Origin of the sequence: Streptomyces sp. NPDC005866 (assembly GCF_040629895.1) — a bacterium.
In the GTDB taxonomy this organism is placed as follows: domain Bacteria; phylum Actinomycetota; class Actinomycetes; order Streptomycetales; family Streptomycetaceae; genus Streptomyces.
The window spans coordinates 462,607-485,807 of sequence record NZ_JBEXWP010000001.1; the positions used below are offsets into that span (position 1 = coordinate 462,607).

26 protein-coding genes are annotated in these 23,201 nt (G+C 69.8%); 4 read left to right on the forward strand and 22 right to left on the reverse strand.

All coding sequences use genetic code 11. The annotated features are described in order from the left end of the window. Positions 1-182 precede the first annotated feature (182 nt). The 3 genes from ABZ396_RS02175 to ABZ396_RS02185 all read right to left on the reverse strand — a co-directional run bounded on the left by ABZ396_RS02175 (position 183) and on the right by ABZ396_RS02185 (position 4,381). A complete protein-coding gene (locus ABZ396_RS02175; protein ID WP_358919595.1) occupies positions 183-1,508 on the reverse strand; it encodes a PhoH family protein in 1,326 nt (441 codons plus the stop codon). A 409-nt stretch (positions 1,509-1,917) separates the two neighbouring features. After that, positions 1,918-2,691 carry an isoprenyl transferase gene (locus tag ABZ396_RS02180; RefSeq protein WP_358919597.1) on the reverse strand — a complete coding sequence of 258 codons (774 nt, stop codon included), beginning with the start codon at positions 2,689-2,691 and terminating at the stop codon, positions 1,918-1,920. Between the two features lie 862 nt (positions 2,692-3,553). Continuing rightward, the gene (locus tag ABZ396_RS02185; protein ID WP_358919599.1) at positions 3,554-4,381 is read right to left on the reverse strand and encodes a methyltransferase domain-containing protein; all 828 of its coding nucleotides are present in this window, start codon (positions 4,379-4,381) and stop codon (positions 3,554-3,556) included. Between the two features lie 52 nt (positions 4,382-4,433). On the opposite strand from ABZ396_RS02185, the gene ABZ396_RS02190 reads away from it, so the two are divergent. Then, positions 4,434-4,952, forward strand: a complete 519-nt coding sequence (locus ABZ396_RS02190; RefSeq protein ID WP_358919601.1) for a DinB family protein — start codon at positions 4,434-4,436, stop codon at positions 4,950-4,952. A gap of 60 nt (positions 4,953-5,012) precedes the next feature. Here ABZ396_RS02190 and ABZ396_RS02195 read toward each other — a convergent pair whose 3' ends face one another. Further along, entirely contained in the window at positions 5,013-5,504 is a 492-nt protein-coding gene (locus ABZ396_RS02195; protein WP_358919603.1) for a GNAT family N-acetyltransferase, read from the reverse strand. Between the two features lie 46 nt (positions 5,505-5,550). Next, positions 5,551-6,429 (reverse strand): LLM class flavin-dependent oxidoreductase, encoded by an 879-nt coding sequence (locus ABZ396_RS02200; protein WP_358919605.1) that lies wholly within the window; start codon positions 6,427-6,429, stop codon positions 5,551-5,553. Positions 6,430-6,538: 109 nt separating this feature from the next. Here ABZ396_RS02200 and ABZ396_RS02205 point away from each other — a divergent pair, with 109 nt between their 5' ends. Together ABZ396_RS02205 and ABZ396_RS02210 are read left to right on the forward strand one after the other, a co-directional pair. Further along, positions 6,539-6,910, forward strand: a complete 372-nt coding sequence (locus ABZ396_RS02205) for a DUF192 domain-containing protein (protein WP_358919607.1) — start codon at positions 6,539-6,541, stop codon at positions 6,908-6,910. Between the two features lie 71 nt (positions 6,911-6,981). Continuing rightward, positions 6,982-7,410 (forward strand): VOC family protein, encoded by a 429-nt coding sequence (locus ABZ396_RS02210; RefSeq protein WP_358919609.1) that lies wholly within the window; start codon positions 6,982-6,984, stop codon positions 7,408-7,410. A gap of 44 nt (positions 7,411-7,454) precedes the next feature. Here ABZ396_RS02210 and ABZ396_RS02215 read toward each other — a convergent pair whose 3' ends face one another. From ABZ396_RS02215 to ABZ396_RS02280, 14 genes are all read right to left on the reverse strand, one after another. Then, positions 7,455-8,081: an OmpA family protein gene (locus ABZ396_RS02215; protein ID WP_358919611.1), complete on the reverse strand. Its 627-nt coding sequence runs from the start codon at positions 8,079-8,081 to the stop codon at positions 7,455-7,457. A gap of 7 nt (positions 8,082-8,088) precedes the next feature. Beyond that, complete coding sequence (locus ABZ396_RS02220; protein ID WP_358919612.1) at positions 8,089-8,673, reverse strand: hypothetical protein; 585 nt, start codon at positions 8,671-8,673, stop codon at positions 8,089-8,091. Positions 8,674-8,709: 36 nt separating this feature from the next. After that, positions 8,710-9,291, reverse strand: a complete 582-nt coding sequence (locus ABZ396_RS02225; RefSeq protein ID WP_358919614.1) for a pilus assembly protein TadG-related protein — start codon at positions 9,289-9,291, stop codon at positions 8,710-8,712. Then, positions 9,291-9,476, reverse strand: coding sequence for a hypothetical protein (locus tag ABZ396_RS02230; protein WP_358919616.1), 186 nt, complete (start codon positions 9,474-9,476; stop codon positions 9,291-9,293). Before ABZ396_RS02230 ends, ABZ396_RS02225 begins: the two co-directional genes overlap by 1 nt. A 108-nt stretch (positions 9,477-9,584) precedes the next feature. Then, positions 9,585-10,334 carry a response regulator transcription factor gene (locus ABZ396_RS02235; RefSeq protein WP_358919618.1) on the reverse strand — a complete coding sequence of 250 codons (750 nt, stop codon included), beginning with the start codon at positions 10,332-10,334 and terminating at the stop codon, positions 9,585-9,587. 23 nt (positions 10,335-10,357) lie between these two features. Beyond that, positions 10,358-11,569 (reverse strand): ATP-binding protein, encoded by a 1,212-nt coding sequence (locus ABZ396_RS02240; RefSeq protein WP_358919620.1) that lies wholly within the window; start codon positions 11,567-11,569, stop codon positions 10,358-10,360. Positions 11,570-11,591: 22 nt separating this feature from the next. Continuing rightward, positions 11,592-12,479, reverse strand: a complete 888-nt coding sequence (locus ABZ396_RS02245; protein WP_358919622.1) for a DUF5936 domain-containing protein — start codon at positions 12,477-12,479, stop codon at positions 11,592-11,594. Positions 12,480-12,490: 11 nt separating this feature from the next. Further along, entirely contained in the window at positions 12,491-13,435 is a 945-nt protein-coding gene (locus tag ABZ396_RS02250; protein ID WP_358919624.1) for a type II secretion system F family protein, read from the reverse strand. A gap of 3 nt (positions 13,436-13,438) precedes the next feature. Beyond that, positions 13,439-14,776 (reverse strand): CpaF family protein, encoded by a 1,338-nt coding sequence (locus ABZ396_RS02255; protein ID WP_358919626.1) that lies wholly within the window; start codon positions 14,774-14,776, stop codon positions 13,439-13,441. Positions 14,777-14,788: 12 nt separating this feature from the next. Beyond that, positions 14,789-15,136, reverse strand: a complete 348-nt coding sequence (locus ABZ396_RS02260) for a TadE/TadG family type IV pilus assembly protein (protein WP_358919628.1) — start codon at positions 15,134-15,136, stop codon at positions 14,789-14,791. A 1-nt stretch (position 15,137) separates the two neighbouring features. Continuing rightward, positions 15,138-15,467: a pilus assembly protein gene (locus ABZ396_RS02265; RefSeq protein ID WP_358919630.1), complete on the reverse strand. Its 330-nt coding sequence runs from the start codon at positions 15,465-15,467 to the stop codon at positions 15,138-15,140. 113 nt (positions 15,468-15,580) lie between these two features. Further along, positions 15,581-16,840: an AAA family ATPase gene (locus ABZ396_RS02270; RefSeq protein WP_358919632.1), complete on the reverse strand. Its 1,260-nt coding sequence runs from the start codon at positions 16,838-16,840 to the stop codon at positions 15,581-15,583. Positions 16,841-16,852: 12 nt separating this feature from the next. Continuing rightward, positions 16,853-17,554: a Flp pilus assembly protein CpaB gene (gene cpaB / locus ABZ396_RS02275; RefSeq protein WP_358919634.1), complete on the reverse strand. Its 702-nt coding sequence runs from the start codon at positions 17,552-17,554 to the stop codon at positions 16,853-16,855. 55 nt (positions 17,555-17,609) lie between these two features. Further along, positions 17,610-18,539 (reverse strand): hypothetical protein, encoded by a 930-nt coding sequence (locus ABZ396_RS02280; protein WP_358919636.1) that lies wholly within the window; start codon positions 18,537-18,539, stop codon positions 17,610-17,612. A gap of 202 nt (positions 18,540-18,741) precedes the next feature. Between ABZ396_RS02280 and ABZ396_RS02285 the strand changes: the two genes are divergently transcribed. Next, positions 18,742-20,469, forward strand: a complete 1,728-nt coding sequence (locus ABZ396_RS02285; RefSeq protein WP_358919638.1) for a glycosyl hydrolase family 18 protein — start codon at positions 18,742-18,744, stop codon at positions 20,467-20,469. A gap of 63 nt (positions 20,470-20,532) precedes the next feature. Here ABZ396_RS02285 and ABZ396_RS02290 read toward each other — a convergent pair whose 3' ends face one another. The 3 genes from ABZ396_RS02290 to ABZ396_RS02300 form a co-directional block, all read right to left on the reverse strand. Next, positions 20,533-20,802, reverse strand: a complete 270-nt coding sequence (locus tag ABZ396_RS02290; RefSeq protein ID WP_358919640.1) for an ATP-binding protein — start codon at positions 20,800-20,802, stop codon at positions 20,533-20,535. A 210-nt stretch (positions 20,803-21,012) separates the two neighbouring features. Next, positions 21,013-21,603, reverse strand: a complete 591-nt coding sequence (locus ABZ396_RS02295) for a hypothetical protein (RefSeq protein ID WP_358919642.1) — start codon at positions 21,601-21,603, stop codon at positions 21,013-21,015. A 98-nt stretch (positions 21,604-21,701) separates the two neighbouring features. After that, positions 21,702-23,180, reverse strand: coding sequence for a gluconate:H+ symporter (locus ABZ396_RS02300; RefSeq protein ID WP_358919644.1), 1,479 nt, complete (start codon positions 23,178-23,180; stop codon positions 21,702-21,704). Positions 23,181-23,201: the final 21 nt, after the last annotated feature.

Consider the following 23,201-nt stretch of genomic DNA (forward strand, 5'->3'; position numbering starts at 1 on the left):
TGCCGTAACCCGACGCCGGGTGGCAATTCCGAGTTGCGTGTGAAAGCTCACATCCCGTTTCCCCCAGGGGGTTTCAGGAAAGCCGCACGCACGAAGGGGCCGCCCGGCTAGGCTCAGGGTCTTTGCCGGACGGCGCCAACGGACGTGCAATCAACCCAAGTTGGACACGGGGGTCAGATGGATCAGATGTGTCCGTCCTCCAGCATTTCGGTCACAAGCGCGGCAATCTGGGACCTCTCGGAACGGGTCAGGGTGACATGCGCGAAGAGCGGGTGACCCTTCAGCTTCTCCACCACGGCGACCACACCGTCGTAACGACCGACCCGGAGGTTGTCCCGCTGGGCCACGTCGTGCGTCAGAACCACCCTTGAGTTCGCGCCGATCCGGGACAGAACGGTCAACAGCACGTTCCGTTCCAGCGACTGGGCCTCGTCGACGATCACGAACGCGTCGTGCAGGGAGCGGCCGCGGATGTGGGTGAGCGGCAGCACCTCCAGCATCCCGCGGGCGGTGACCTCCTCGATGACCTCGCGGCTGGTGACCGCCGAGAGGGTGTCGAAGACCGCCTGCGCCCAGGGGCTCATCTTCTCCGACTCGGAGCCGGGCAGATAGCCCAGTTCCTGCCCGCCGACCGCGTACAGCGGACGGAAGACCATCACCTTCTGGTGCTGGCGGCGCTCCAGGACCGCCTCCAGGCCCGCGCACAGCGCCAGCGCCGACTTGCCAGTGCCGGCCCGGCCACCCATCGACACGATCCCGACGTCCGGGTCGAGCAGCAGGTCGAGCGCGATCCGCTGCTCGGCGCTGCGGCCCTTGATGCCGAACGCCTCACGATCGCCCCGTACCACACGGACGTTACCCTCGGCCGTCACCCGGCCGAGCGCCTTGCCGCGCTCCGACTGGATGGTCAGGCCAGTGTGCACCGGGAGGTCGGATGCCTCCGGGACGTACACATGGCCCTCCTCGAAGAGGATGTCCACCTGTTCGCCCGGCAGCGTCAGTTCGGACATTCCGGTCCAGCCCGAGGTGCCCGTGATGGCGAGTTCGGCGCGGTACTCCTCGGCGAGGAGGCCGACCGACGACGCCTTGATCCTGAGCGGCAGGTCCTTCGAGACGACCGTGACGTCGTACCCCTCGGCCTGCAGGTTGCGGGCGACCGCGAGGATGCGGGAGTCGTTGTCCCCCAGGCGGTAGCCGCTGGGCAGCACGCTGGGGTCCGAGTGATTGAGCTCGACACGGATCGTGCCGCCGAGGTCCCCGATCGGGATGGGGGCGTCCAGACGGCCGTGCCGGACCCGGTAGTCGTCGAGCAGTCGCAGAGCCTGCCGGGCGAAGTAACCGAGTTCGGGATGGTGCCGTTTGGCCTCCAGTTCCGTGACCACGACGATCGGGAGCACGACCTCGTGCTCGTCGAAGCGGGCCATGGCGTTCGGGTCGGCCAGCAGGACGCTGGTGTCGAGAACATAGGTGCGCCGGTCGGACTTGTGGCGCTTTGTGCTGGTCACCACGGAAGGACGTACCCCCTCGGATGAGGTCGGGGAGCGACGAGGAAGAGCTGGACCGGTTGCCGGCCGCCCTGCACGGGCCGAAAACCGGCCCCCCGCTGCTTCTTCCGTGCCGTGACCGCACGGTCGGGCTGGTGCAAAGGGCCTCCCGGGCGGGCGACCCCGAGCCGCCCGCTGAGATCCGATGCCCGTGGTTCGGGCATCGACCTGCTTGCCTTATGCCCTCGAACATGCGCCGCCATGCCACGGTCTGCAACGACGCTCAGGTGAACTCCGTGTGACTGACGCCCCGAAATGGGTGATTTACGCCTCATGGGTGCGATGGGGTCATCCACCGTAGCGAAGGGGTTATCCAGCGTGGCGGCGGTGGCAGGGGTCGCATGCCGTGCCGGTGTCCACCGTCACGATCACGTCACCCGCCGTAGCGGCGGTGGCGGGCCGCGTAGTCCCGCAGGGCGCGCAGGAAGTCGACCTTGCGGAACGCGGGCCAGAAGACCTCGCAGAAGTAGTACTCGGAGTGGGCGGTCTGCCAGAGCATGAATCCGGACAGCCGCTGCTCCCCGCTGGTGCGGATCACCAGGTCCGGGTCGGGCTGGGCGCCGGTGTAGAGGTGGCGGCCGATCATGTCGACGTCGACGGAGTCGGCGAGGTCCTCCATCGGGACACCCTTGTCGTGGGCGTCGAGGATCATCGAGCGGACGGCGTCGGCGATCTCCTGGCGGCCGCCGTAGCCGATGGCGACGTTCACCAGTATTCCGTCGACGTTCGCGGTGGCCTCCTCGGCCTCCTTGAGCGCGGTCTGCATCGGGGAGGGGAGGAGGTCGGGGGTGCCGACGTGGTGGACGCGCCAGCGGCCGTCGGCGGAGAGGGTGCGCACGACGTCCTCGATGATGCCGAGGAGGGGGACCAGCTCCTCCTTGGCGCGGTCGAAGTTGTCCGTGGACAGCAGCCAGAGGGTGACGACCTCGACGTCGGTCTCGGAGCACCAGCCGAGGAACTCCTCGATCTTCTCGGCGCCGGCCCGGTGGCCGTGCACCGTGCTGGATCCGGCGGCCTTCGCCCAGCGGCGGTTGCCGTCCATGATGACGCCGATGTGCTTGGGCACCTGAGCGTGGTCCAGGTGGCCTTCCACCCGGCGTGCGTAGAGCCGGACGAGCAGGCCGCGCAGCTTGTCGCGCAGGTTCACTTGAGTCCACCCCTCGTGTCTCGCTGCGGGGTTCCGCGGGCTGAAGCCTACCCCTCCGGAAGTTGAGGGGAGCGCGGTGGGGAGGGCACCCAAATGGGTGGGGCGCTTGGGCGGTGAGGCGACCGCGGGTGCGTCGGGGCAGGTCGCGTGATGCCCCGCGGCCCCCAGGGGTCACCGTGCCGAGAGCGCTTGGAAAGTGGGTGAAAAAACGGGCCGGTCCGTGGGGGGGAGACGGACCGGCCCGAGGGGGGGTCTTCACCATAACCCTTTGTAAGTGATGCTGCGTGCATCGGCGTGCCACAACTACTCTCCGGAGTCGTCCGGCGACGCCATGGCGGGCCCGAAACGCTGGATTCAGGTGCCACACATGGCCGATTCGCAGCGGAATCACAGGGAAGGTGGTCGCATTCGGGGAGATCAAGAGGGTTTGAGCCGTCTTGGGGATGTCTCGGCGTGTTGTGCACCCATCCCCCCGATGGGCTACCCGGGCCGCGAACGGCGGCTTGACGGGCGCCACTGGGGCGTTACGGCACCGCGCAGCCCCCTCCACTGCGCGATGCCGCCCGCGCAGCTTTGCTCACGCGAATTACCTTGGTCCGAACTTACGTGAGCCGGCAGGTCCATATGGGGCACCAGAGTTAACGATGTGAAAACACTGTGAAAATGGAAGGTGAACCTGAGCGCCAAATATTCACTTATGTGCAAGTTAATGAACTAGGGGACGACTTGACCCGATTGGGTCGCACTGTCACGACATGCGTCACGGTGATCCTTTGGGTTCACCCGGGTGCGATGCGCGTCAGAAGGCCCGAAGGGCAGTTCTTGGCCATTCTTCCGCGCCTGGGATTCCAAGGCCGGTGGATCACCCCCGGCGCGCCGGCTTGCGGGCGTCGAAAAGGTGCCGGGTGCTGTGCGCGACGAAGGGGCCCTCCGCCTCGATCCGCCGGTACAGGGCGCGGAGTTGCGGCTCGTACTCCGCGACCGTGAAACCGGGGACCATCCATACGACCTTCCGCAGGAAGTGCACGACGGCGGCGATGTCGTAGAACTCCATCCGCAGCCGCTCGGCCCGCAGGCCGACGATCTCCAGCCCGGCAGCCTCCGCCCCGGCGCGCTCCCGGTCGGGGTGCCGCCCGCCGCGGGCCGCCTCCGGCTGCGGCCCGAGGAAGTGCTCCACGAGCTCGAAGACGCTGGCGGGCCCGACATGCTGGGCGAAGTAGCTGCCGCCGGGGCGCAGCACGCGCGCGATCTCGGGCCAGTGCGCCCGCACCGGGTGCCTGCTGAGGACCAGGTCGAAGGTCTCGTCGGCGAACGGCAGCCGAGCGTCCTCGGGCGAGGCGACGACCACGACACCGCGCGCGCTCAGCAGGGCGGTCGCCTTGCGAACGTTCGGCGGCCAGCCCTCGGTGGCGGCGACCAGCCGCGGCCGGTCCTGGGCCACGGTACCGAGGGCGTGACGCTCCTGGGCCGCGGTACCGAGGGCGAAGTCGAGGACCTCGCCGCCGCCGGTCTGGATGTCGAGGGCGGCGGTGGCGCGGGCCAGCCGTCCGCCGGCGGCGCCGGCATAGCCCCAGGAGGGCCGGGCCTCGCCGGCGCGGCCCTCGAACCAGGAGAAGTCCCAGCCCTCGGTCGGCACGGCGGCGCCCTCGGCGACGAGGTCCTCGAAGGTGCGGTGGGTCTGCTCTGCCATGGCCCGCATGATCCCATCGGGTTGTCAGTGCCCGCTGCTAATTTCTCCCACCATGACGACCGATGGCACGTACACCGCTGGTGAGAAGGAAATCCTGCACGCGAGCCTGGACCGGCACCGGGACGCCGTGCTGTGGAAGCTGCAGGGCCTCGACGACGAACAGCTGCGCCGCCCGATGGCTCCGTCCGGGACCAACCTGCTGGGGCTGGTGAAGCATCTGGGGTCGGTGGAGTACGGCTGGTTCGTGTCGAGCTTCGGCGGCGAGGTCGAGCCCCTGTGGTTCGACCCGTACACGGACGAGGACCTGTCGGTGGGCCCGGGCGAGACGACCCAGCAGATCATCGACTTCTACGGCCGAGCGCGTGCCGCGTCCGACGCGGTGATCAGCGGCCGGCCACTGGACGCGGTGGGCCGGCCGGACTGGCGGGACCACCCGGTCTCCCTGCGCTGGGTGCTGGTGCACATGATCGAGGAGACCGCCCGGCACGCGGGGCACCTCGACATCCTGCGGGAGCTGATCGACGGGGCGACGGGCGATCACCGGCGGCCCACGGCCACGGGTACCGGCTGACCAGGCCGGTCACAGGTACGGCGGGACGAGGCCGTCGTGAGCGTCCCCGGCGGTCGGCGGTCAAGGGGCCGCCTCCGTGGGGTCGGCGGGAGCGTCGTCGTGCAGAACGAGCAGCACGTACCCCTCGTCGACCTCATGCTCCGGGCCCGCCGGGACGAACCCGCTCTTCTCCAGCAGCCGTACGGAGGCGGTGTTCCCGGCGAAGGGGTCGGCGTACAGGGGCCGTACGGCGTCCTCCTGGAGGTAGAGAGCGAGGACGCGGCTGCCGACGCCTCTCCCCCAGTAGGCCCGCCCGAGCCAGTACCCGGTGAACCGCCGCTCGCCGTCCCACCAGGAGCAGATGTTCCCCCCGACCTCCCCGTCCACGAGGACGGTCCGCACCAGGCAGCCCGCATCCGCGAGCACGTTGAACTTCCAGTGCCGGAGAAATGCCTCCCGCGGCCGGGGCGTGAACCTCGACCGCCGGACGGCTTCCGGGTCGTGCTCGTAGGCGAGGAAGATTTCGAGGTCGTCGTCCCGCACGGGCCGTAGACGTACGTCGTCGGTCGTCATGCAGGCGAGTGTGGCAGGCACCACTGACAACGACGCGCGGCCGTTTCTACGGCACCAGCGGCCGGACCTCCTCCGCCGTGAACCGTACGAAGCCCTCGGGGTCGGGTTCGTCCCCCGTCGGCTGGAGGATGACGGTGTCGGCGCCTGCCTCGGTGAGCCGCCGTACGGCCTTGGCGACGGCGCCCGCGTCTCCGGCGACGCCGAGATCGGGGACGGACTCCAGTCCATCGGCGACGAGTTCGGCCCGCAGCCGGTCAGCGGCGTCGGCCCCGGTGGCGGTGAGGAGATAGACGACGACCTCGTGCGGCTCGTCCGCGCCCCGTCCGGCGGCCGCCCGCCCCTCCTCGATGAGCCGCCGGGCCCGGCGGACGCCGTCGGGCGGGGTGGCGGCGGTGAGGATCGTCCCGTCGGCGGCCTCACCTGTGAGGCGGAGGGTGCGGGGACCCTCGCCACCGGCGAGGATCGGGACGGGGTCGCTGGGCGGCCAGTCGAGCGCGACATCGTGGAGCCGGACGTACCGCCCGTCGACGGTGAGCCGCTCCCCGCGCAACAGCGCGCGCAGGGCGTCGAGATGCTCCCGCAGCAGGGTCAGCGGGGACTCGGCGCGGGCGCCGACCTGGCCCATCCAGTCCTGCACACCGTGCCCGACGCCGAGGATCGCGCGCCCCGGGAACATCCGGTGCAGCGCGGCGGCCTCCATGGCGGTGACGGCCACGTTCCGCAACGGCACGGGCAACAGCCCGACGCCCACCCGCACCCGTTCCGACCAGGCGAGGGCAGCGGCGGCGGTGGAGATCCCGCCCTCCCGGAAACAGTCCTCCCAGAGCCACAGCTCTTCCAGGCCGACCTCGTCCGCGAGCCGGGTCACGGCACGGATTCGCTCGGGGGGCAGTTGGGGACGGAACACGGCGCCGAGTGCGGTCATGGGGAACGTCCTACCCGGAGCCATGGCTGTCACAACCGAATGGTGCGCCGCCGTAGCCGGTGAACGAACGCTCGTGCCGACGGTACGGTCGCTGCGGAGGTGGCGCCGGATGGCACGTTGGCGGGACGGGCGGGGGACGTTGGTCGTGCACGCCGGTGGGAGTGGAGCTGAGGCGACGGCGGTTCCGCTGGAGATCGCCACGTCCTACCGGGCCCGTACCAGAGGGCTGCTGGGGCGTGACGGTCTTGAGGGCGCGATCCTGCTGTCCCCCGCCGGTGGGATCCACACGTTCCGGATGCGGATGCCGATCGACGTCGCCTACCTCGACCGCCACCTCACGGTGATCGCCGTGCGCACCATGCGCCCCGGCCGCCTTGGCCTGCCCCGCCTCCGGTCCCGGCATGTGCTGGAAGCGGAGGCGGGCGCGATGGCCGAGTGGGGAGTGAAGGCGGGCGCGCGGGTGACCGTGGTGGCGAACTGAGCCGTGCTCGGGGCTCCTCCGGGTCAACCCGCGGGGTTTCGCTGAGCAGGACACGCCAATATGGTGGCCCGGTGACGTCGATCAAGAAGTTCCAAGTCACCTTCGACTGCGCGGAATCCGAGCGACTCGCTCGTTTCTGGTGCGAGGTGCTGGGGTACGTCGTGCCGCCGCCACCGGAGGGGTTTGCCACTTGGGACGATTTCAAGCGCTCACTCCCGCCCGAGCAGCAGGACGCGTGGTTTGCCTGCATTGATCCCTCAGGTGTGGGCCCGCGCCTGTACTTCCAGCGCGTCCCCGAAGGGAAGGCCGCCAAGAACCGGCTGCACCTTGACGTGCGGGTCGGCACCGGACTCGTGGGGGAAGAGCGCCTCGCCGCACTCGAGGCCGAATGCGCGCGACTGGTCCCGCTCGGCGCGGTACACGTGCGAACGCTGTACGACGGCAACGACTCGTGCATTCCGATGCAGGACATCGAGGGCAACGAGTTCTGTATCGACTGAGGGGCCGCGAACGTGCCCTCGGCCGTGCAGCTCAACCTGACGAGTCACCCCGTCCTCGGGAACGTCACCTCCACCCGGCGGTTCTTCTTGCGGCCCTCTTCCGTGGAGTTGTCCGCGATCGGGTACTGCTCGCCGTAGCCGCGCACGTCGAAGGTGATGTTCGGATCGTTCAGGTCCTGGTCGAGGACGCCCTGTACGGCGTTGGCGCGCCGGCGGGAGAGGACGTCCCCGTGGCCGGAGGAGCCCAGGTTGTCCGTGAATCCGAAGACGCGGACCTGGGTCCCGTTCTGCTTCCTGATCTCCTCCGCGATCGCACCGATCCGCGCCTTCGCCGCCTCGCTGAGCTTGGCGCTGTCCTTGCCGAACAGCACCTCGGCCTGGAGGGCGAACGTCACGTCCGCGTTGGTGTCCTCCCTGCGCTCGTCACCGCTCTGGTCCTCCACGACCGACTTGATGTCCAGGACCTTGGGTTCGGCGAGGGTGGCGCCTTCGGGGAGCTTGAGGTCGGGGTCCGTCGGGTCGACCTTCACGGGCGCGGTGGCGGAGGGCTCGGTGCCCGGAGGGACGCTCGGGCCACCGCCGTCGGCCCTGGCGGCCGTCGCACCGTACAGGTTCGTGACGAGGAGGAGCGTGGCGGCGCCCAGGGACAGGGGGAGGCGTGATGTGGTCACTTCGGCCTCACCCGGAGATCTGGATGGTGCCGCTGGAGAAGGTGGGGAGTTGGAGGGTGACTTCGACGGTGCCGGCGGGCGGGGCGGGGAACTGCATGAAGACGGGGATGGTCTGGCCGGCGTCTACGTTCGTGATGCCGATGCTGGTGAGCGGCCGGCCGTCCGTATCGCGCAGGACGTAGTAGCGCTTCTTGCCCTTGGAGTCCACCAAGGTGGCCCCGCCGAGGGAGAAGCCGTGCTTGATGATCTCTGTTTCGTCACCGCTCACCTGAGCGGGAATGACGGCCGAATTGGCGCCGTCGTTCTTGATGGCGCCGTTGACGGTGACGAAACCACCTGAGTCCCGCTGAGCGGAGGTGACCTGAAGGAGCAGCCCGTCCGTTCCCTTGAGCTCCGCCAACGGCGTCTCCGACTGCCCCTCTTGGGCACTCGGGTCCGATCCGCCTTCCTTGGAGGCGGAGGCCGACGACTGTGGCTTGCCCGCCTTGTCGTCGCCTCCGCCGGCGCAGCCGGCCACTCCCACCGCCAGGCCCGTCGCGACCATCAACGCGACCGCCCCCCTGCGAGCCTTCGCAGTGAACCGAATGCTCATCGTTCCCGCTCCCTTCTTCACTCGTCGATTCGCTTGTCAATCGGCCAGGTGGACGTCGAAGAGGTCCTCGGGACCCGGGAGATCCGTGAGATCGTCCGGGCTCAGGGTCCAGTTCCGGTCCCTGCAGGTCAGTTCAGGCAGTACACCGGCCTCACCGGAAAGCGTGAAAGTGCAGAGCGGCTCGATCACGGCAGTGGCGCGTGCCGTTGATTTCAGTTTCTCGGTGCCGGGGACCACCGAGTCGCCGACGGTCTTGTTCGTCTCGGCGTCGACCGTGTAACCCAGCGGCGGTTTCGGTGTGCACTGGGCCGTCGCGTCGTTCTGGGACGCCAGTTGGGCCGCCCGCCAGCAGGAGTCCGCGACTGTCACATCGCCGTCCAAGATGTCCTGCCACTTGGTCGGATCGAGTATGTCCCGCACCCACTGGTGCGTGAGCTCGTCACGGGTGTTCATGGCCGCGGCAAGCGCCGCCGCGTCGGCGGCCGTCTGGGCGCCGTTCCGGTTCACCGCGGCCTGGCCGACCGCAAGATAGGCGAACGCGAGAAAGAGCAGGCCTCCCACTACGGTGATGTAGATGGGAAAGGCCTGCCCTGAGTCGCCATAACGGCGGAGACGCATCACACGATCTTGTTTATTTGTGCAGTGATCTTGGTGAGGATCGTCTGGCCGATGCTGGTACCCGTGACGGCCAGCACGATCGCCACCACCACCGCGATGATCCCCAAATATTCGACCGCGGTCTGCCCCCGGTCGTCGGCGCGGCGCTGCATGGCAACTAGCATCCTCAGCATCCGGTCGCTCATGGTGCTCCCCTCCGGGTTCGGTTCCGATCCTCGCAACGTACGGCGGAACATACCCAACGGCGGAGGGTCCCAGGGCCCAAATCCGGACCCAGTTCACCCAGCTCATCCTCAGGCCACCCCCAGCCACTTGGCCGTCGCCTGCGCGCGGGTGGCGGTGTGGAGCTTGGCGAAGATGCGGTTGATGTGGTTCTTGACCGTCTTCTCGCTGATGAAGCAAGTGGCAGCGATCTGCTGGTTGTTCATGCCGGATGCGATGAGGTCCATGATCTCCGCCTCCCTGCTGCTCAGTTGAAACCGGGACTTGGCTGACTGTCTCACATCAGATTGCAGTCGCGAAAGGTGTTGGATCGGAAAATGCCTTGGTGGAGTGCGAAGTTCGGCATTTACGTGTGCAGATGCGTGTCTGCGTACATGCGCCAGCAACGCGTTCGTCGCGGTCGGCGTGAAGTGCGGCAACCCGCCGCCGACATCCCGAACGGCCCGGGTCAGCTCCCGGGTCGTGAACTCGCCGTGGACCAGATAGCCCCCGGCGCCCAGGCGGACGGCCTCCTGCACGATCTCCGTCTCGTCGCTGTAGGTCAGCATCATGACCGGGGCCAGCCGCACCAGATGCGGCAGCGCCGCCATGCCGTCAACCCCGGGCATGCGGACGTCGAGAAGGATGACGTCGGGGCGGTGGCGCAGGGCAGCCTCGTAGGCCTCACGGCCGTCGTCGGCCTCGGCGACGACCGTGAGGCCGTCCGCGGCGGAGAGGACGGCCGTCAGGCCCGCGCGGATCACCGGGTTGTCGTCGGCCACCAGGACGCGCAGGGGTAGGGGCGGTGGCTCTTCGCACTCCGTGAAGGGGTGCCGCGGCATCGGAGGGCCTCCTCTCGGCTCGGTCATGTCAGGGTCAGCTCCACCCGGACCTCGGTGCCCTTGTCGGCGGTCAGCCGGAGACGCGCGCCCATCGACGCGGCCCGTTCCGTCATGCCGAGCAGGCCGAAGTGGCCGGTGCGGTGCAGGTCTTCGACGGTCGTGTCCGGGGGCAGGCCGCGGCCGTCGTCGTGGATCGTGACGATCAGTCGGTGGTCAGAGGTGGTCTCCGCCCTTACGTCGACTCTCGTCGCCCCCGCGTGGCGGTGGGCGTTCTCCAGGGCCTCCGCCGCGATACCGAGCAGCTGGCGGGCCTTGGCGGGGGACAGCGGAACCGGGGTGTCGGGGCCCTCGTAGGTCGCAGTCATCGCCGTACGGGCCGTGAAGTCACGTGTCAGCGACTCCAGTTCGGAGCGTACGTCCGATGCCTCGCCGTCCGTTCGGGCGCGCAGATCCTTCAGGAGGTCCCGGGATTCCGCCGCCGCCCTCCGCGCCGCGCTCGCCACCAGTTCCGCCTGCTGTCTGATCAGCGCCGGGTCCAGGCAGTCCGGGGTCGCGGCCGCCGACTCCGCCAGGCCGTCGGCGATCAGCGCAACGCCGTACAGCGTCTTGGTCACCGAGTCGTGCATCTCGCGGGCCAACCGGGCGCGTTCCGCGCTCACCGCCTCCGTCGCGGCGAGCTGGGCCCGGGTCGCGGTGAGGGCCTCCGTGGCGGTGCCGAAGCGGAGCATGAGGGTGCGCAGGGTCGAGCCCATCGCGCCCGTGATGACACACAGGCCGGGCAGGAGAAGCGACTCGGCGATGCTCGTGTGGTGCTTCAGGGCCGCCTGTACCAGGAGCAGGATCAGCGACTGGAGGGACGCGAAGACCGCCGCTCCGCGCCAGCTGTAGAGGAGGCCGGCGAGCAGCGGGGTGCAGACACTGACGTAGGCCAGGGTCGTGTCGGGGCCGGCCGAGATCAGGAGGAAGAAGCCGAACAGGGTGTCGGCGGCCAGGAGGGTGGGGTGGCGCAGGAGGAGGGGGCCGAAGCGCTGCCAGTCCCGGAAAAGGACGTACGAGATCATGAAGGTGACCACGACGGCCGAGCCGACCAGCCGGACGCCGAGGCCGGGACTGGCGTTGAGGAGCGCGGCCGGGGAGGCCACGGCGATCATCGCCAGGCGGAAGCCGAACACCTGGCGGCACATGGCCTGCAGGGCCCTTATCTCGACCTTCCCGCCGTCCTCCCGTGTCGCCATCGCCATCACCTCCCTCCCCCGGCTACTGCCCCGTGACCGAGCCGAAGTCGACCCCCGAGCCCAGCAGCAGACCCGCCGCCAGCAGGAGCATCGTCGCCGGGACCATGAACGTGGTGATCATCAGCGTGGCCTTCGGTACCGCCCGGGCCGCCTTGCGGCGGGCGTTCTGGGCGTCCGTGCGGCGCATGTCCTTGGCCAGGGCGACCAGGGTGTCCACGATCGGCGCGCCCAGCTCCTCGCCCTGCTGGAGCGCCGTCACGAACATCGCCACCTGTTCGGAGTCGTTGCGCCGGCGGAGTTCCGCGAAGGCCTGGCGGCGGCTCATGCCCAGGTCCAGCTGGCGCAGGGTGATGCGGAGTTCGTCCGCCCAGGGGCCCTCGTAGTGGGAGGCGACCCGGTCGAGGGCCTGACGGAAACCGAGGCCGGCGCTCACCACCACCGCCAGGACGTCCAGGAAGTCCGGCAGGGTGCGTTCGATGACATCCTTGCGGATGCGGATCGCCGACCAGATGCCGACCTCCGTCCAGAACGCGCCGAAGAGCAGGAGGAGAACGGCCACCAGCCACTGGCCGCGCAGGAGGAAGACCAGGAAGCCGACGCCGCCCAGCGCGCCGTACACCGCCCTGCGGGCCGCGTAGCGGTCGATCGTCAGGCCGCCGGGGTTGCCCGCCAGGTCGATCTTGCGGCGGTACCTGGCCACCTGGCGCGGGCCCATCAGGCGCAGCACCGCGGGCGCGTACCGCATGCCCATGCGGTCGATGAGGGAGTTGGCGGCGCCGGTGCGGGTCGCGCCCACCTCCAGGGCGATCGCCAGGTCGGACGGGAGTTTCGCTTCCGCGCGGTACATGCGGACGCCCGCGAAGACACCCCAGACGCCGAGGGCCATCAGGAGGGCCAGGAGTAGTGCCATCTTGACAGCCCCTATACGTCGATGCGGCTCAGGCGGCGGATGAGGACGAAGCCGATGACGTAGAGGCCGAAGGCGATGAGCACGGCCGCCTGGCCCAGGGTGGTGCCCGTCATGCGGTCCAGCGTGCCGTCCTTGACCCCGTTCATCAGGAACAGGGCACCGATGCCGAGGACCGGGACGGCATAGGAAGTCATCGTCACCTGGGAGAGCTGGGTGCGGATCTCGCGGCGGGTCTCCTTGCGCTCCTCCAGGGTCTCGGTGAGGTTGCGCAGCGCACTCACCACTTGACCACCCGCCCTGTTGGACAGAATCAAGGTCGTGACCAGGACGACCAGTTCGCGGGACGGGAGCCGGGCGGCCAGTTCGCCCAGCGCGTCGTCCATGGAGTGGCCGATCGCCAACTGGTCGGCTACCTTGGCGAGTTCCTCACCGGCGGGGGCCTCCAGCTCCTCCGCCGCCATGCCGATCGCGGTACGCAGGGCGAGGCCGGCGTGGGTGGCGTTGGCCAGGATGCGGGCCAGTTCGGGGAGTTGGCCGATGAACCGTTCGATGCGTTTCTGGCGCTGCCAGTTGAGGAACTGCACGGCGGCGAAGACCCCGAGGAGGCCGGCGATCGGACCGAAGAAGGGGGCCAGGGCGGCCTGGCCGATGAGCCAGAGGGCCACGGCGGCGGCGAGCATGTAGGCGAAGAACTCGCCGGGGGTGACGTCCAGGCCCGTCGCCGCCAGGCGAAGTTCCAGGCGCCGGCCGATCGCGGTGCCGCGCAGGCGGCGGTCGAGGTTGCGGAAGCGGCGCCGGCGGCCGGTGAGCGGGGCCTGGCCGGTGTGGGAGAGGCGGTCCACCAGGGCGGCGCGCTGGGCCCGGCCGGAGGCGTAGGTGTGCAGGCCCACCACGGCCAGCAGACAGGCCAGCAGCGTGACGCCGGTGGTGAGGGTGACGAGGTCGTGGAGGGGCATGGCCTACCTCGCTTCTCGGGTGGTGAGCTGGTCGAAGTGCTGGGCCACGCCGAAGGCCTGCGGGATCGGCTGGCTCGCCATGTAGAGGCGGTCGGCGGTGCGGCGCGGGAGCGGGAAGTACTGGAAGGCGCCGTGGACACGGCCGTCGTGGGTCATGGGCCGGGCGTCGAAGCGGGCCACCGTCGCCAGCCGGTACGGCTCGCTGCCGTGGCTGTCCAGCATCGCGATCTCGGTGATCCGGCGGGCGCCGTCCGCGAACCGGGTCAGCTGGACGAGGACGTCGACCGCGCTGTTGATCTGGTCGTGCAGGGCGACGAAGGGGACTTCGACGTCCGACATGGAGGCCAGGGTCTGGAGCCGGGTCAGGGCGTCCTCCGCGCTGTTGGCGTGGACGGTGGCGAGCGAGCCGTCGTGGCCGGTGGACATGGCTTGCAGCATGTCCAGGGACTCGCCGCCGCGGACCTCACCGACCACGATCCGGTCGGGGCGCATCCGCAGGGAGTTGCGGACCAGGTCGCGGATGGTGATCTGGCCCTTGCCCTCGACGTTCGCCGGGCGGGACTCCAGGCGGACCACGTGCGACTGCTGGAGCTGGAGTTCGGCGGAGTCCTCGATGGTGATGATGCGTTCGTGGGCCGGGATCAGCCCGGAGAGGGCGTTCAGCAGGGTGGTCTTGCCGGTGCCGGTGGCGCCGGAGACGATGATGTTGAACTTCGCCTGCACCAGGCCCGCCAGCAGGAACACCATGTGCTCGTCGAGCGAGCCGAAGCCGATCAGCTCCTGGAGGGTGAAGGAGCGCGGGAAGCGGCGGATGGTGAGGGTGGGGCCGGTCAGGGAGAGCGGCGGGATGATGACGTTGACACGTTCGCCGGAGGGGAGGCGGGCGTCGACCATCGGGTTGGACTCGTCCACGCGGCGGTTGACCGTGGAGACGATCCGCTCGATGGTCTGCATCAGCTGGTCCGCGGACACGAACCGCAACGGCAACTGCTCGACGCGGCCACCTCGTTCGACGAAGATCGCGTCGGGGCCGTTCACCATGATCTCGGTGATCGACGCGTCTTCGAGGAGCGGTTCCAGGATGCCGAGGCCCAGCGCCTCGTCGACCACCCGGCGGATCAGCTGGGAGCGTTCCACCGTCGACAGGACCGGGCCCTCACGGCTGATGATGTGCCCGAGGACGCGTTCGAGGCGCGCCCGGCGCTCGGCGGCGGCCAGCGCGCTCATCTCCGCGAGGTCGATCTCCTCCAGGAGCTTGGCCCGGTAGGAGGAGACCAGATGGCCGTCCTCGCCCCGGCTGCCGTGCTCCTCGGGGGAGTTGATGCGTGCCCGCAAACTCATGGCGCTCCTCGTTCAGTGGTCGAGCGGCATCGTGGCGGTCTTCGTGGCGTTGCCCAGGTTCCAGACGATCGTCGGGATGTGGACCGTGGCGGTGACGGTGACCGAGTCGCCGCCCGCCCCCGAGGAAGCGCAGCTCACATCGATCCCCGCGCTGACCGCGCTCGCGCAGGCCGCGCCGGCGTCCTGCCGCAGCGAGGCGGCCCGTGCCCCCGCGCGCGCCGCCGTCCCGGCCTGCTCGGCGGCGTAGGCGACGGCGCCGAGCTGGATGCCGGCCAGTGCGACGATGAGCAGGATCGGGATGAACCCGAGGTACTCGACGGCGACCTGGCCACGGTCGCGGGTCTGCCGGCTGGGGTGCATCTCAGTGCTTCACCTCCTCCACCGTGCCGGCGTGGCCGTGCACGGTGACGGGGAAGTCGATGGTGCCCGGGAACAGCACGGGGACGCGCAGCGAGACGTCCGCGGTCACCATGCCCGTGCCGCCGCACTGGTCCACGGTGGCCCCCTGCCGCCAGGCCCCGGAGAGGTTCTCCAGCGCGGCACGCTGACAGGCGCCGAACCGTTCCCCCCGGGGGACGGCCGTGCCCGCACGTACGCCTTCGTCGGCGGCGTTTCCGGCGAGGGTGAAGGCGTATCCGACGAGGACGGCCTGCCACATGAGGACGAGGGTGAGGATGATGACCGGGGTCATGCCGAGGAGCTCTATGGTGACTTGGCCTCGGTCTCGCCGACGGTCGGGTACGGGTATGTGGGGGCTGAGCGCGCAGTTCCCCGCGCCCCTGTGGGGCGCTGCCCCACCGCTCCTCATCGGAGTTCCCTCCGCCGCCGGAACCCCACCGCCGGCCGCTCCGCCCCCCGCGCCCTGCCGGCCCGCCGCGGCACCGTCCCCTCCCCCGTCCGCACCAGTCCCAGCTCCCCGGCCAGTGCCCACAGCGCCTGCTTCACCGTGCTGCGCGCGTCCAGCTCGTGCATCCGCCCCGCGTCCACCGCACCCTGGAGTTCCTTGAAGTTGGCGGGAATCGGCGTCCGCGCCAGTGCGGTCCCGGTAATGCGCTGGATCAGCGCCGGCTGGATCTCCGTAGCCCTCGTATGCCGGTTGACGACCACCGTGGTCTCCTCGGCCTTGCGGATCTGCAGCCGGTCCCACATGCGCACCGTGCGCTTGGCGGCGCGTACGGCGACCACGTCGGGCGTGGTCACCAGGAGTGCCATGTCGGCCGTCTCCACCGCCGCCGCCCCCGCCCCGCCGAGCTGGGCGCCGCAGTCGACGATCACGATCTCGTAGCGGGAGCGCAGGGCGCTGAGGATCTGGCGGGCGGCCCGGTCGGTGACCTCCTCGCCGCGTTCGCCCTCGGCCGGTGCGAGGAGCAGGGCGAGCCCGGAGTCGTGGCGGAAGACGGCCTCGGCAATGACGCGTGGGGAGATGTCGTTGACCGCGGCCAGGTCGGCGACCGAGCGGCGGAACTGGACGTCCAGATAGGAGGCGACGTCCCCGGTCTGGAGGTCGAGGTCGACCAGGGCGGTGGAGTGGCCGGAGGCGTGCGCGGCGAGGGCGATCTGGATCGCCACCAGGGTCGCGCCGGTCCCGCCCTTCGCGCCGCTGACGGTGACGACGGTCCCGCCGACGCCGGCGAACGCGTCCGCGCCGTGGCCGAGGTGGCGTCGTACGCCCGTGGACCACTGGGCGACGGCCTGGACGCGGCCCGCCAGTTCCTCGTAGCCCAGGGGGAGCCCGACCAGGCCGCGGGCGCCGGAGTCCATCGCGGCGGCGAACAGGCCGGGGCTGGTGTCGGTGGTGACGAGGACGACGCCGACCGCCGGGAAGCGCAGGGCGACCTCGCGGATCAGCTCCAGGGCCGGGACCGGGCCGATGCGTTCGTGGACGACGACGACCTCGGGGAGTTCGTCGACGGACTCGGCGGCGAACCGGGACAGGGTGTCGACGAGTTGGGTGGAGTCGACGACGGGCGGCAGGGGTTCGCTGTCCGGGAGCTGGCTGAGCAGGGAGATCAGGGAGCGGACGGCGTCCGCGTCACCGACGGCGGGGAGGATCCTGATGGGCATGCGAGGCGCCTCTCACTTGTCCGTCGCGAGTTCGTAGGTGCGGTCCTTGTCCGGCACGGTGGTCGTCGTGCCGGGCGCGACCAGGGCGAGCCGGACCCGCTGGGCGAAGGACTCCGCGTAGGTGAGGCGCTGGGCGTCGAGCGTGGACAGCGCGAAGGTGATGGGGACGGCGTCGGTGGGCTGCTGGTTCTTGTTGTCGGGTTCCAGCGAGGTGAGTTTGCCGACGTCCAGGACCCGGGCGTTGGTCACGATGATCTTCGACTGGTCGGGGGCGCTCTGCTGCTTGCCCTGGAAGGTGGCGTAGACGTTGACCAGCGAGCCCGGGGTGATCTTGCCGGCGACGCCGGTGGCCGCGTCGATCATGATCGCGACCTCCTGCTGTCCCGCCTTCAGCTCGGGCTGGTCGACGATCATGTCGCTCTGGAGCAGCGAGCCCTTCTTCAGCGTGGTGACCGCGATCTTGCCCTGGATCTCGCTGAGGCTGGTGACCGCGTTGGTGGACAGCCACCGCCTGGGCATCGAGACCTTCTGGAACTGGCTCGCGCTCAGCGTCGTGTACGGCGCGACGTCGGACCGGAGTTCGTACGCGGTGGCCTTGGGGCCGACTTCGGACTTCGCGTTGTCGATGACCGAGAGCACGCCGGCGAACGCGGCGAGCGCGCAGATCACCGACAGGATCAGGAGTATCACGCCGCGGCGCTGACGGGAGTTCATGGACCGTGCGACCTCATCGGGGGAAGTGGGGGAACCGAGCGGTGGGTGGTACGGGTCAGGCGTGCGTCCGGTGTTCCAGCGCGCGGGTCGCCGGGGGGTCGTAGAGGGGCGGGGTGGCGGAGCAGAAGACACAGCGGTCGCCGATGACGTCGATGCCGCACCAGTGACAGCTGGTCTGCCGCACGGAGGTGACCAGCTGGTAGAGGACCGACAGGTCGGCGAGATAGCTGGTGAACTCGATCATCCGGGCGGTCCCCCACCACCGGGCGGACTCGGCCGGCAGCGGGGTCTCACGCAGCCCGTGGGCGCCCCAGGACGTTACGAGGCCGCCGATCCACTCGGACTGCAGCTGTCCCCTGGCGACCAGCATCCAGGTGCTGAACTCGGGTCCGGTCAGGGTCGCTTCCGGGGCGACCCTGACCAGCTGCGGCTGGGGGTGCGCGACGACCCCGAACTGGGTGGCGGGCATCCAGGACTTGGCGTGCGCCTTGAGGGTGACCGGGACCCGGTCCAGCCTGGCGACCGAGCCGAGGACCGCGCCGCAGTGGATGTAGTGGGTGAGCAGCCGGCCGGCCGACGCGAGCACGCCGGGGCTGAGGTCGCAGGAGGCCAGCTGCCGCAGCTGCCGGGCCAGGACGGCGATGCCGAGGGGCGGCAGATCGGGGCGGAACAGGGCGATCCGGTCGCTCTCCAGCAGGGAGCGGAGGGTGTGCAGGCGCCGGGTCACTGCTTCGGGTACGGCCGCGGAGCAGACGACGATCACATGCCCGTGCTGCTCGATGAGCGCCACGAACTCGGCGAGGCTCTGGTCCAGGGGCCGCTGGTCCAGGTCCCGGAGCACGACCGCGGGCATCGTCCGCTCGTCCTGCGCCGGCAGCGCCATGTCGGCACTGGTCACGGCAATGGCAGTTGGCACGCGCAGCTCCCCGCTCTTCACACCCCGGCGGCCCACCGGCGTTACTCCAATGAGCCGGGACGACTTCATTGCGTGACTACCTCAGCACTGTAACCACGCCTCTGTGACCGGAGAACAGCGTTTGTACAGCTGTCTGGGATCCGTGACCGCACAAGTAGCGCCAAATCGGGACAGGTTGAGCATATGACCGGGGCCTGATCCGCCCAGCGGCGGCTTTGAATTTGGTCTGGACCTATTGACACGTGAATTGGTCTGGACCACCTTGATTGTCATGCCCAGACTCATCCCCGGACTCCTGTCCCGACATGCCGGACAGCGACGCATCCGCACCTGGTCGGCCGTGGCCACCCTCGCCACGGCACTCGCGATGGCGGGCCTGGCCTCCTCCCCGGCCTCCGCCGCCGACGTCAACAACGTCAAGAACCCCGGCTTCGAGTCGGCCCTGACCAACTGGACCTGCTCCGCGAACAGCGGCACGGCCGTCTCCTCCCCCGTCCACTCCGGCGCCGCCGCCCTGAAGGCGACCCCGGCCGGGCAGGACTACGCCCAGTGCAGCCAGACGGTGGCGGTGAAGGCCAACTCGACCTACACGCTGAGCGCCTGGGTGCAGGGCGGCTACACCTACCTCGGCGTCACCGGCACCGGCACCACCGACGTGTCGACCTGGACCCCGGACTCCTCGTCCTGGAAGCAGCTGTCGACGACCTTCACCACCGGTTCCTCGACCACCTCGGTCACCGTCTGGACCCACGGCTGGTACGCCCAGGCCGCCTACTACGCCGACGACGTCTCGGTCTACGGCCCCGACGGCGGAGGCGGCTCCGTCCCGGGCCCGACCATCCCCGCGACCCCCACCGGACTCGCGGTCTCCGGTACGACGTCGTCCTCCGCGTCCCTGTCCTGGAGCGCGGTGTCGGGCGCGACCGGCTACAACGTCTACCGGAACGGCACCAAGGTCACGGCGGTCACCGGCGCCTCGGCCACCGTCACCGGCCTCGCCGCCTCGACGTCGTACTCCTTCCAGGTCACCGCGACCAACTCGGCGGGCGAGTCCGCCAAGTCGACGGCGGTGACCGCGACGACGACGGCCTCCGGCGGCAGCGGCGGCGGCTCGCTCCCCAAGCACGCGGTGACGGGCTACTGGCAGAACTTCAACAACGGCGCGACCGTCCAGAAGATCTCGGACGTGCCGTCCTCGTACGACATCATCGCCGTCGCCTTCGCGGACGCGACCACCACACCGGGCGCGGTCAGTTTCACCCTCGACTCCGCCGGGCTCGGCGGATACACGGTCGACCAGTTCAAGGCCGACATCAAGGCCAAGCAGGCGGCCGGCAAGAAGGTCATCGTCTCGGTCGGCGGCCAGAACGGCACGGTCTCGATCAGCGACTCGACGTCCGCGACGAACTTCGCCAACTCCGTCTATTCGCTGATGCAGACGTACGGCTTCGACGGCGTCGACATCGACCTGGAGAACGGCCTCAACGCGACCTACATGAGCCAGGCGCTGCGCTCGCTCTCGGCGAAGGCGGGCTCGTCGCTCATCATCACCATGGCGCCGCAGACCATCGACATGCAGTCGACGTCCGGCTCCTACTTCCAGACGGCCCTGAACATCAAGGACATCCTCACGGTCGTCAACATGCAGTACTACAACAGCGGTTCGATGCTCGGCTGCGACGGCAAGGTGTACAGCCAGGGCTCGGTGGACTTCCTCACCGCGCTGGCCTGCATCCAGCTACAGGGCGGGCTGTCCCCGTCCCAGGTGGGCCTCGGCCTGCCGGCGTCGACCAGCGCGGCGGGCAGCGGCTACGTCTCGCCGACGGTGGTCAACAACGCCCTGGACTGCCTGACCAAGGCCACCAACTGCGGCTCCTTCAAGCCGTCGACGACCTACCCCGACCTGCGCGGCGCGATGACCTGGTCGACGAACTGGGACGCGGCGTCGGGCAACGCGTGGTCCAACTCGGTGGGAGCGCACGTGCATGGCCTGCCGTAGCGGTCACTAACTCCGAAGGGGCCGCGACGACCCGCCCGCATCGCCGCGGCCCGCACGGCGGAGCTACTCGCACCCGCAGGTGCCGAGGTCGAACCAGACGGTCTTGCCCGGCCCGTCCTGGTGACAGCCCCAGTGCCGGGAGAGGGCGTCCACCAGGTACATCCCTCTGTCGCCCGCCGCGAGGCCCGCGTCGATCAGTCGCGGGGGGCGGTGGTCCTCGTCGGCGACCTCGCAGCGCGGCACGCCGTGCGAGGCGGACAGGGTGAGCCGGAACCGGCTCGCCGCATGGCACAGGGCGTTCGCCGCCAGTTCGCCGACGAGCAGTTCGGCCACGTACGCCAGGTCGCGTCTCGACCGGCAGATGGCAGCCCCCGCGCGGGGCCGATCCGCCCATGATCAGCCAGCCCTCCTCTTCGCCGTTCGTCCACGGTCCCCGAGGGGGCCGGTGCGGCGCACACCGGCGTCACGCGGGCGAGTGGAATGTGAGGAGGGCCGGACTTGGAAGGCTGGGCGGGGCTATAGGTGCGCGGTTTCCCGCGTCCCTCAGTCGTCGGCGCCGGTCTCGGCTTCGTCTGTGGCTTCGCCTTCGGCTATTGCGTCGCCGTCCTCGAAGTAGGCGTCCAGGACCGCGTCCAGCTCGTCCTCCCACTCCTTGAAGCGGGAACGGGACGGCGCCTCGATCTCGATGGGGTACCAGCGGCGGTCCGGGGTGTGGACGGTGATCGTGAAGCGCTTCCCGAAGCGCGGTGCCTCGGTCTCGATCGCGCCGATCTCGTCCCAGCGGAACTCGCACTTCTCCTCGTCGAGGCCGAGGCGCACGCCCTGGTGGTCGGCCACTATCCGGGCGCGCCGGTCGGCGGCCTCGAAGACGGGACCGTCGGCGGCCTCCTCGGTCTCTTCGGCATCGTCCGACCCCGCCGTGGTCCCGGCGTCGGTCCCGGTGTCCGACGCGGCCTTGGTCAGGGCCACCGGTTCCACCGCCGCCTCGGCACCCTCGGCCTCCTCGGGCCGGGTGTCCTCCGGCCCCGCGTCCTTCGCCTCGGCGGACGCGGGTGCGGTGAGCCCGGGGATGAAGGCCGGGTCGAATCCGGCGCCTTCCAGGGGCTGGCTGTTGGCTCCTATGCGCTGCTCCACAGCGGGCAGTATGGTCGAAGAACCTGTGCCGGACACAGCCAGCCCCAACTTCGTTATGAGACGCCTACAAGAAGACCGCCTACAGGCAAGAAGGCCGCCTAGACGAAGACGCTGAGCACGGCCGCCACCGCGAACCCGGCCACCGACAGCACCGTCTCCAGTACGGTCCAGGTCTTCAGGGTGTCCCGTTCACTGATGCCGAAGTACTTGGCGACCATCCAGAAGCCGCCGTCGTTGACGTGCGAGGCGAAGATGGAGCCCGCCGAGATGGCCATGATCACCAGGGCGACGAAGGCCTGGGAGTGGTGGCCCTCGCTCAGCAGCGGGGCGACGATGCCGGCCGTGGTCACGATCGCCACCGTCGCCGAGCCCTGCGCGACCCGCAGGACGACGGAGATGAGATAGGCGAGGACGATCACCGGGAGGCCGACGCCGTTGAAGGTGTCGGACAGGGCCTGGGCGACCCCGCTCGCCTTCAGGACGGCACCGAAGATCCCGCCCGCGCCGACCACCAGCAGGATGTTGCCGACCGGCTTGAGGGACGCGGTGGACACGGTCTCCAGGGACTTGCGGGACCAGCCGCGCCGGATGCCGAGCAGATAGTAGGCGAGGACCAGGGCGATGGTGAGGGCGACCATCGGTGTGCCGAAGAACTCCAGGACCGAGCGGCCGGTGGAGGGGTCCAGGGCGATGGAGGAGAAGGTCGCGGCGAGGATCAGGATCAGCGGCGTACCGATGATGGCGAGGACCGTGCCGAGCGGGACGGGCTTCTCCTGGGGCTCCACCCCGGCCGCCCGTTGCTCGGCCACCACGGCCTGCCTGGCCTCCTCGGCCGCCTCGACCATGTCCTGCGGCACGGCGACGAAGATCCGCTTGCCGATCCACGCCGAGAACGCCCACGCGGCCAGCACCGCCGGGATGCCGCAGACGATGCCCATGAGGATGACCCAGCCGAGCTGGACGTGGAGCAGGGCGGCGGCGGCCACCGGACCGGGGTGCGGCGGCAGGAACGCGTGGGTCATGGAGAGGCCGGCGAGCAGCGGGAGGCAGTAGAGGAGGATCGACTTGCCGCCGCGCTTGGCCGCCGCGTAGACGAGCGGGGCCAGGACGAAGATGCCGACGTCGAAGAAGACCGGGATGCCGAAGATCAGGCCGGTGAGGCCCATGGCGAGCGGGGCCCGCTTCTCTCCGAAGAGGTTGAGGAGCCGGGAGGCGAGTACTTCCGCCCCGCCGCTGACTTCGAGGATCGCGCCGAGCATGGTGCCGAGGCCGATGATGATCGCGACATGGCCGAGGATGCCGCCCATGCCGGACTCGACGGTGGAGACGGCGTCCGAGCGCTGGACGGTGCCGAAGAGCTCGGTGACGGAGAGACCGGCCAGCAGGCCGACGGCTATGGAGACGGCGAGCAGCGCGACGAAGGGCTGGAGTCTCGCCTTGATGATGAGGAACAGCAGCAGGGCGATGCCGATGGCGGCGACGGTGAGAAGTCCGGCGGTGCCGTCGAGGAGGAGGAGCAGGCCTCCGGTGTGGGGTGGGGTGGCTGGGGTGGTGGAGGCGGCGAGCGGTAGGGACATGGGGCGGGCCTCTTCGTGAGT

Bases quoted from the DNA above. Each gene is read 5' to 3' on its own strand.
- cpaB (WP_358919634.1), bottom strand. From the start codon at position 17,554: ATGAACTCCCGTCAGCGCCGCGGCGTGATACTCCTGATCCTGTCGGTG.
- ABZ396_RS02185 (WP_358919599.1), bottom strand. From the start codon at position 4,381: ATGGCAGAGCAGACCCACCGCACCTTCGAGGACCTCGTCGCCGAGGGC.
- ABZ396_RS02255 (WP_358919626.1), bottom strand. From the start codon at position 14,776: ATGAGTTTGCGGGCACGCATCAACTCCCCCGAGGAGCACGGCAGCCGG.
- ABZ396_RS02235 (WP_358919618.1), bottom strand. From the start codon at position 10,334: ATGCCGCGGCACCCCTTCACGGAGTGCGAAGAGCCACCGCCCCTACCC.
- ABZ396_RS02200 (WP_358919605.1), bottom strand. From the start codon at position 6,429: ATGACCGCACTCGGCGCCGTGTTCCGTCCCCAACTGCCCCCCGAGCGA.
- ABZ396_RS02270 (WP_358919632.1), bottom strand. From the start codon at position 16,840: ATGCCCATCAGGATCCTCCCCGCCGTCGGTGACGCGGACGCCGTCCGC.
- ABZ396_RS02205 (WP_358919607.1), top strand. From the start codon at position 6,539: ATGGCACGTTGGCGGGACGGGCGGGGGACGTTGGTCGTGCACGCCGGT.
- ABZ396_RS02240 (WP_358919620.1), bottom strand. From the start codon at position 11,569: ATGGCGACACGGGAGGACGGCGGGAAGGTCGAGATAAGGGCCCTGCAG.
- ABZ396_RS02220 (WP_358919612.1), bottom strand. From the start codon at position 8,673: ATGAGCATTCGGTTCACTGCGAAGGCTCGCAGGGGGGCGGTCGCGTTG.
- ABZ396_RS02250 (WP_358919624.1), bottom strand. From the start codon at position 13,435: ATGCCCCTCCACGACCTCGTCACCCTCACCACCGGCGTCACGCTGCTG.
- ABZ396_RS02260 (WP_358919628.1), bottom strand. From the start codon at position 15,136: ATGCACCCCAGCCGGCAGACCCGCGACCGTGGCCAGGTCGCCGTCGAG.
- ABZ396_RS02195 (WP_358919603.1), bottom strand. From the start codon at position 5,504: ATGACGACCGACGACGTACGTCTACGGCCCGTGCGGGACGACGACCTC.
- ABZ396_RS02300 (WP_358919644.1), bottom strand. From the start codon at position 23,180: ATGTCCCTACCGCTCGCCGCCTCCACCACCCCAGCCACCCCACCCCAC.
- ABZ396_RS02245 (WP_358919622.1), bottom strand. From the start codon at position 12,479: ATGGCACTACTCCTGGCCCTCCTGATGGCCCTCGGCGTCTGGGGTGTC.
- ABZ396_RS02265 (WP_358919630.1), bottom strand. From the start codon at position 15,467: ATGACCCCGGTCATCATCCTCACCCTCGTCCTCATGTGGCAGGCCGTC.
- ABZ396_RS02285 (WP_358919638.1), top strand. From the start codon at position 18,742: ATGCCCAGACTCATCCCCGGACTCCTGTCCCGACATGCCGGACAGCGA.
- ABZ396_RS02225 (WP_358919614.1), bottom strand. From the start codon at position 9,291: ATGCGTCTCCGCCGTTATGGCGACTCAGGGCAGGCCTTTCCCATCTAC.
- ABZ396_RS02280 (WP_358919636.1), bottom strand. From the start codon at position 18,539: ATGAAGTCGTCCCGGCTCATTGGAGTAACGCCGGTGGGCCGCCGGGGT.
- ABZ396_RS02230 (WP_358919616.1), bottom strand. From the start codon at position 9,476: ATGAGCGACCGGATGCTGAGGATGCTAGTTGCCATGCAGCGCCGCGCC.
- ABZ396_RS02190 (WP_358919601.1), top strand. From the start codon at position 4,434: ATGACGACCGATGGCACGTACACCGCTGGTGAGAAGGAAATCCTGCAC.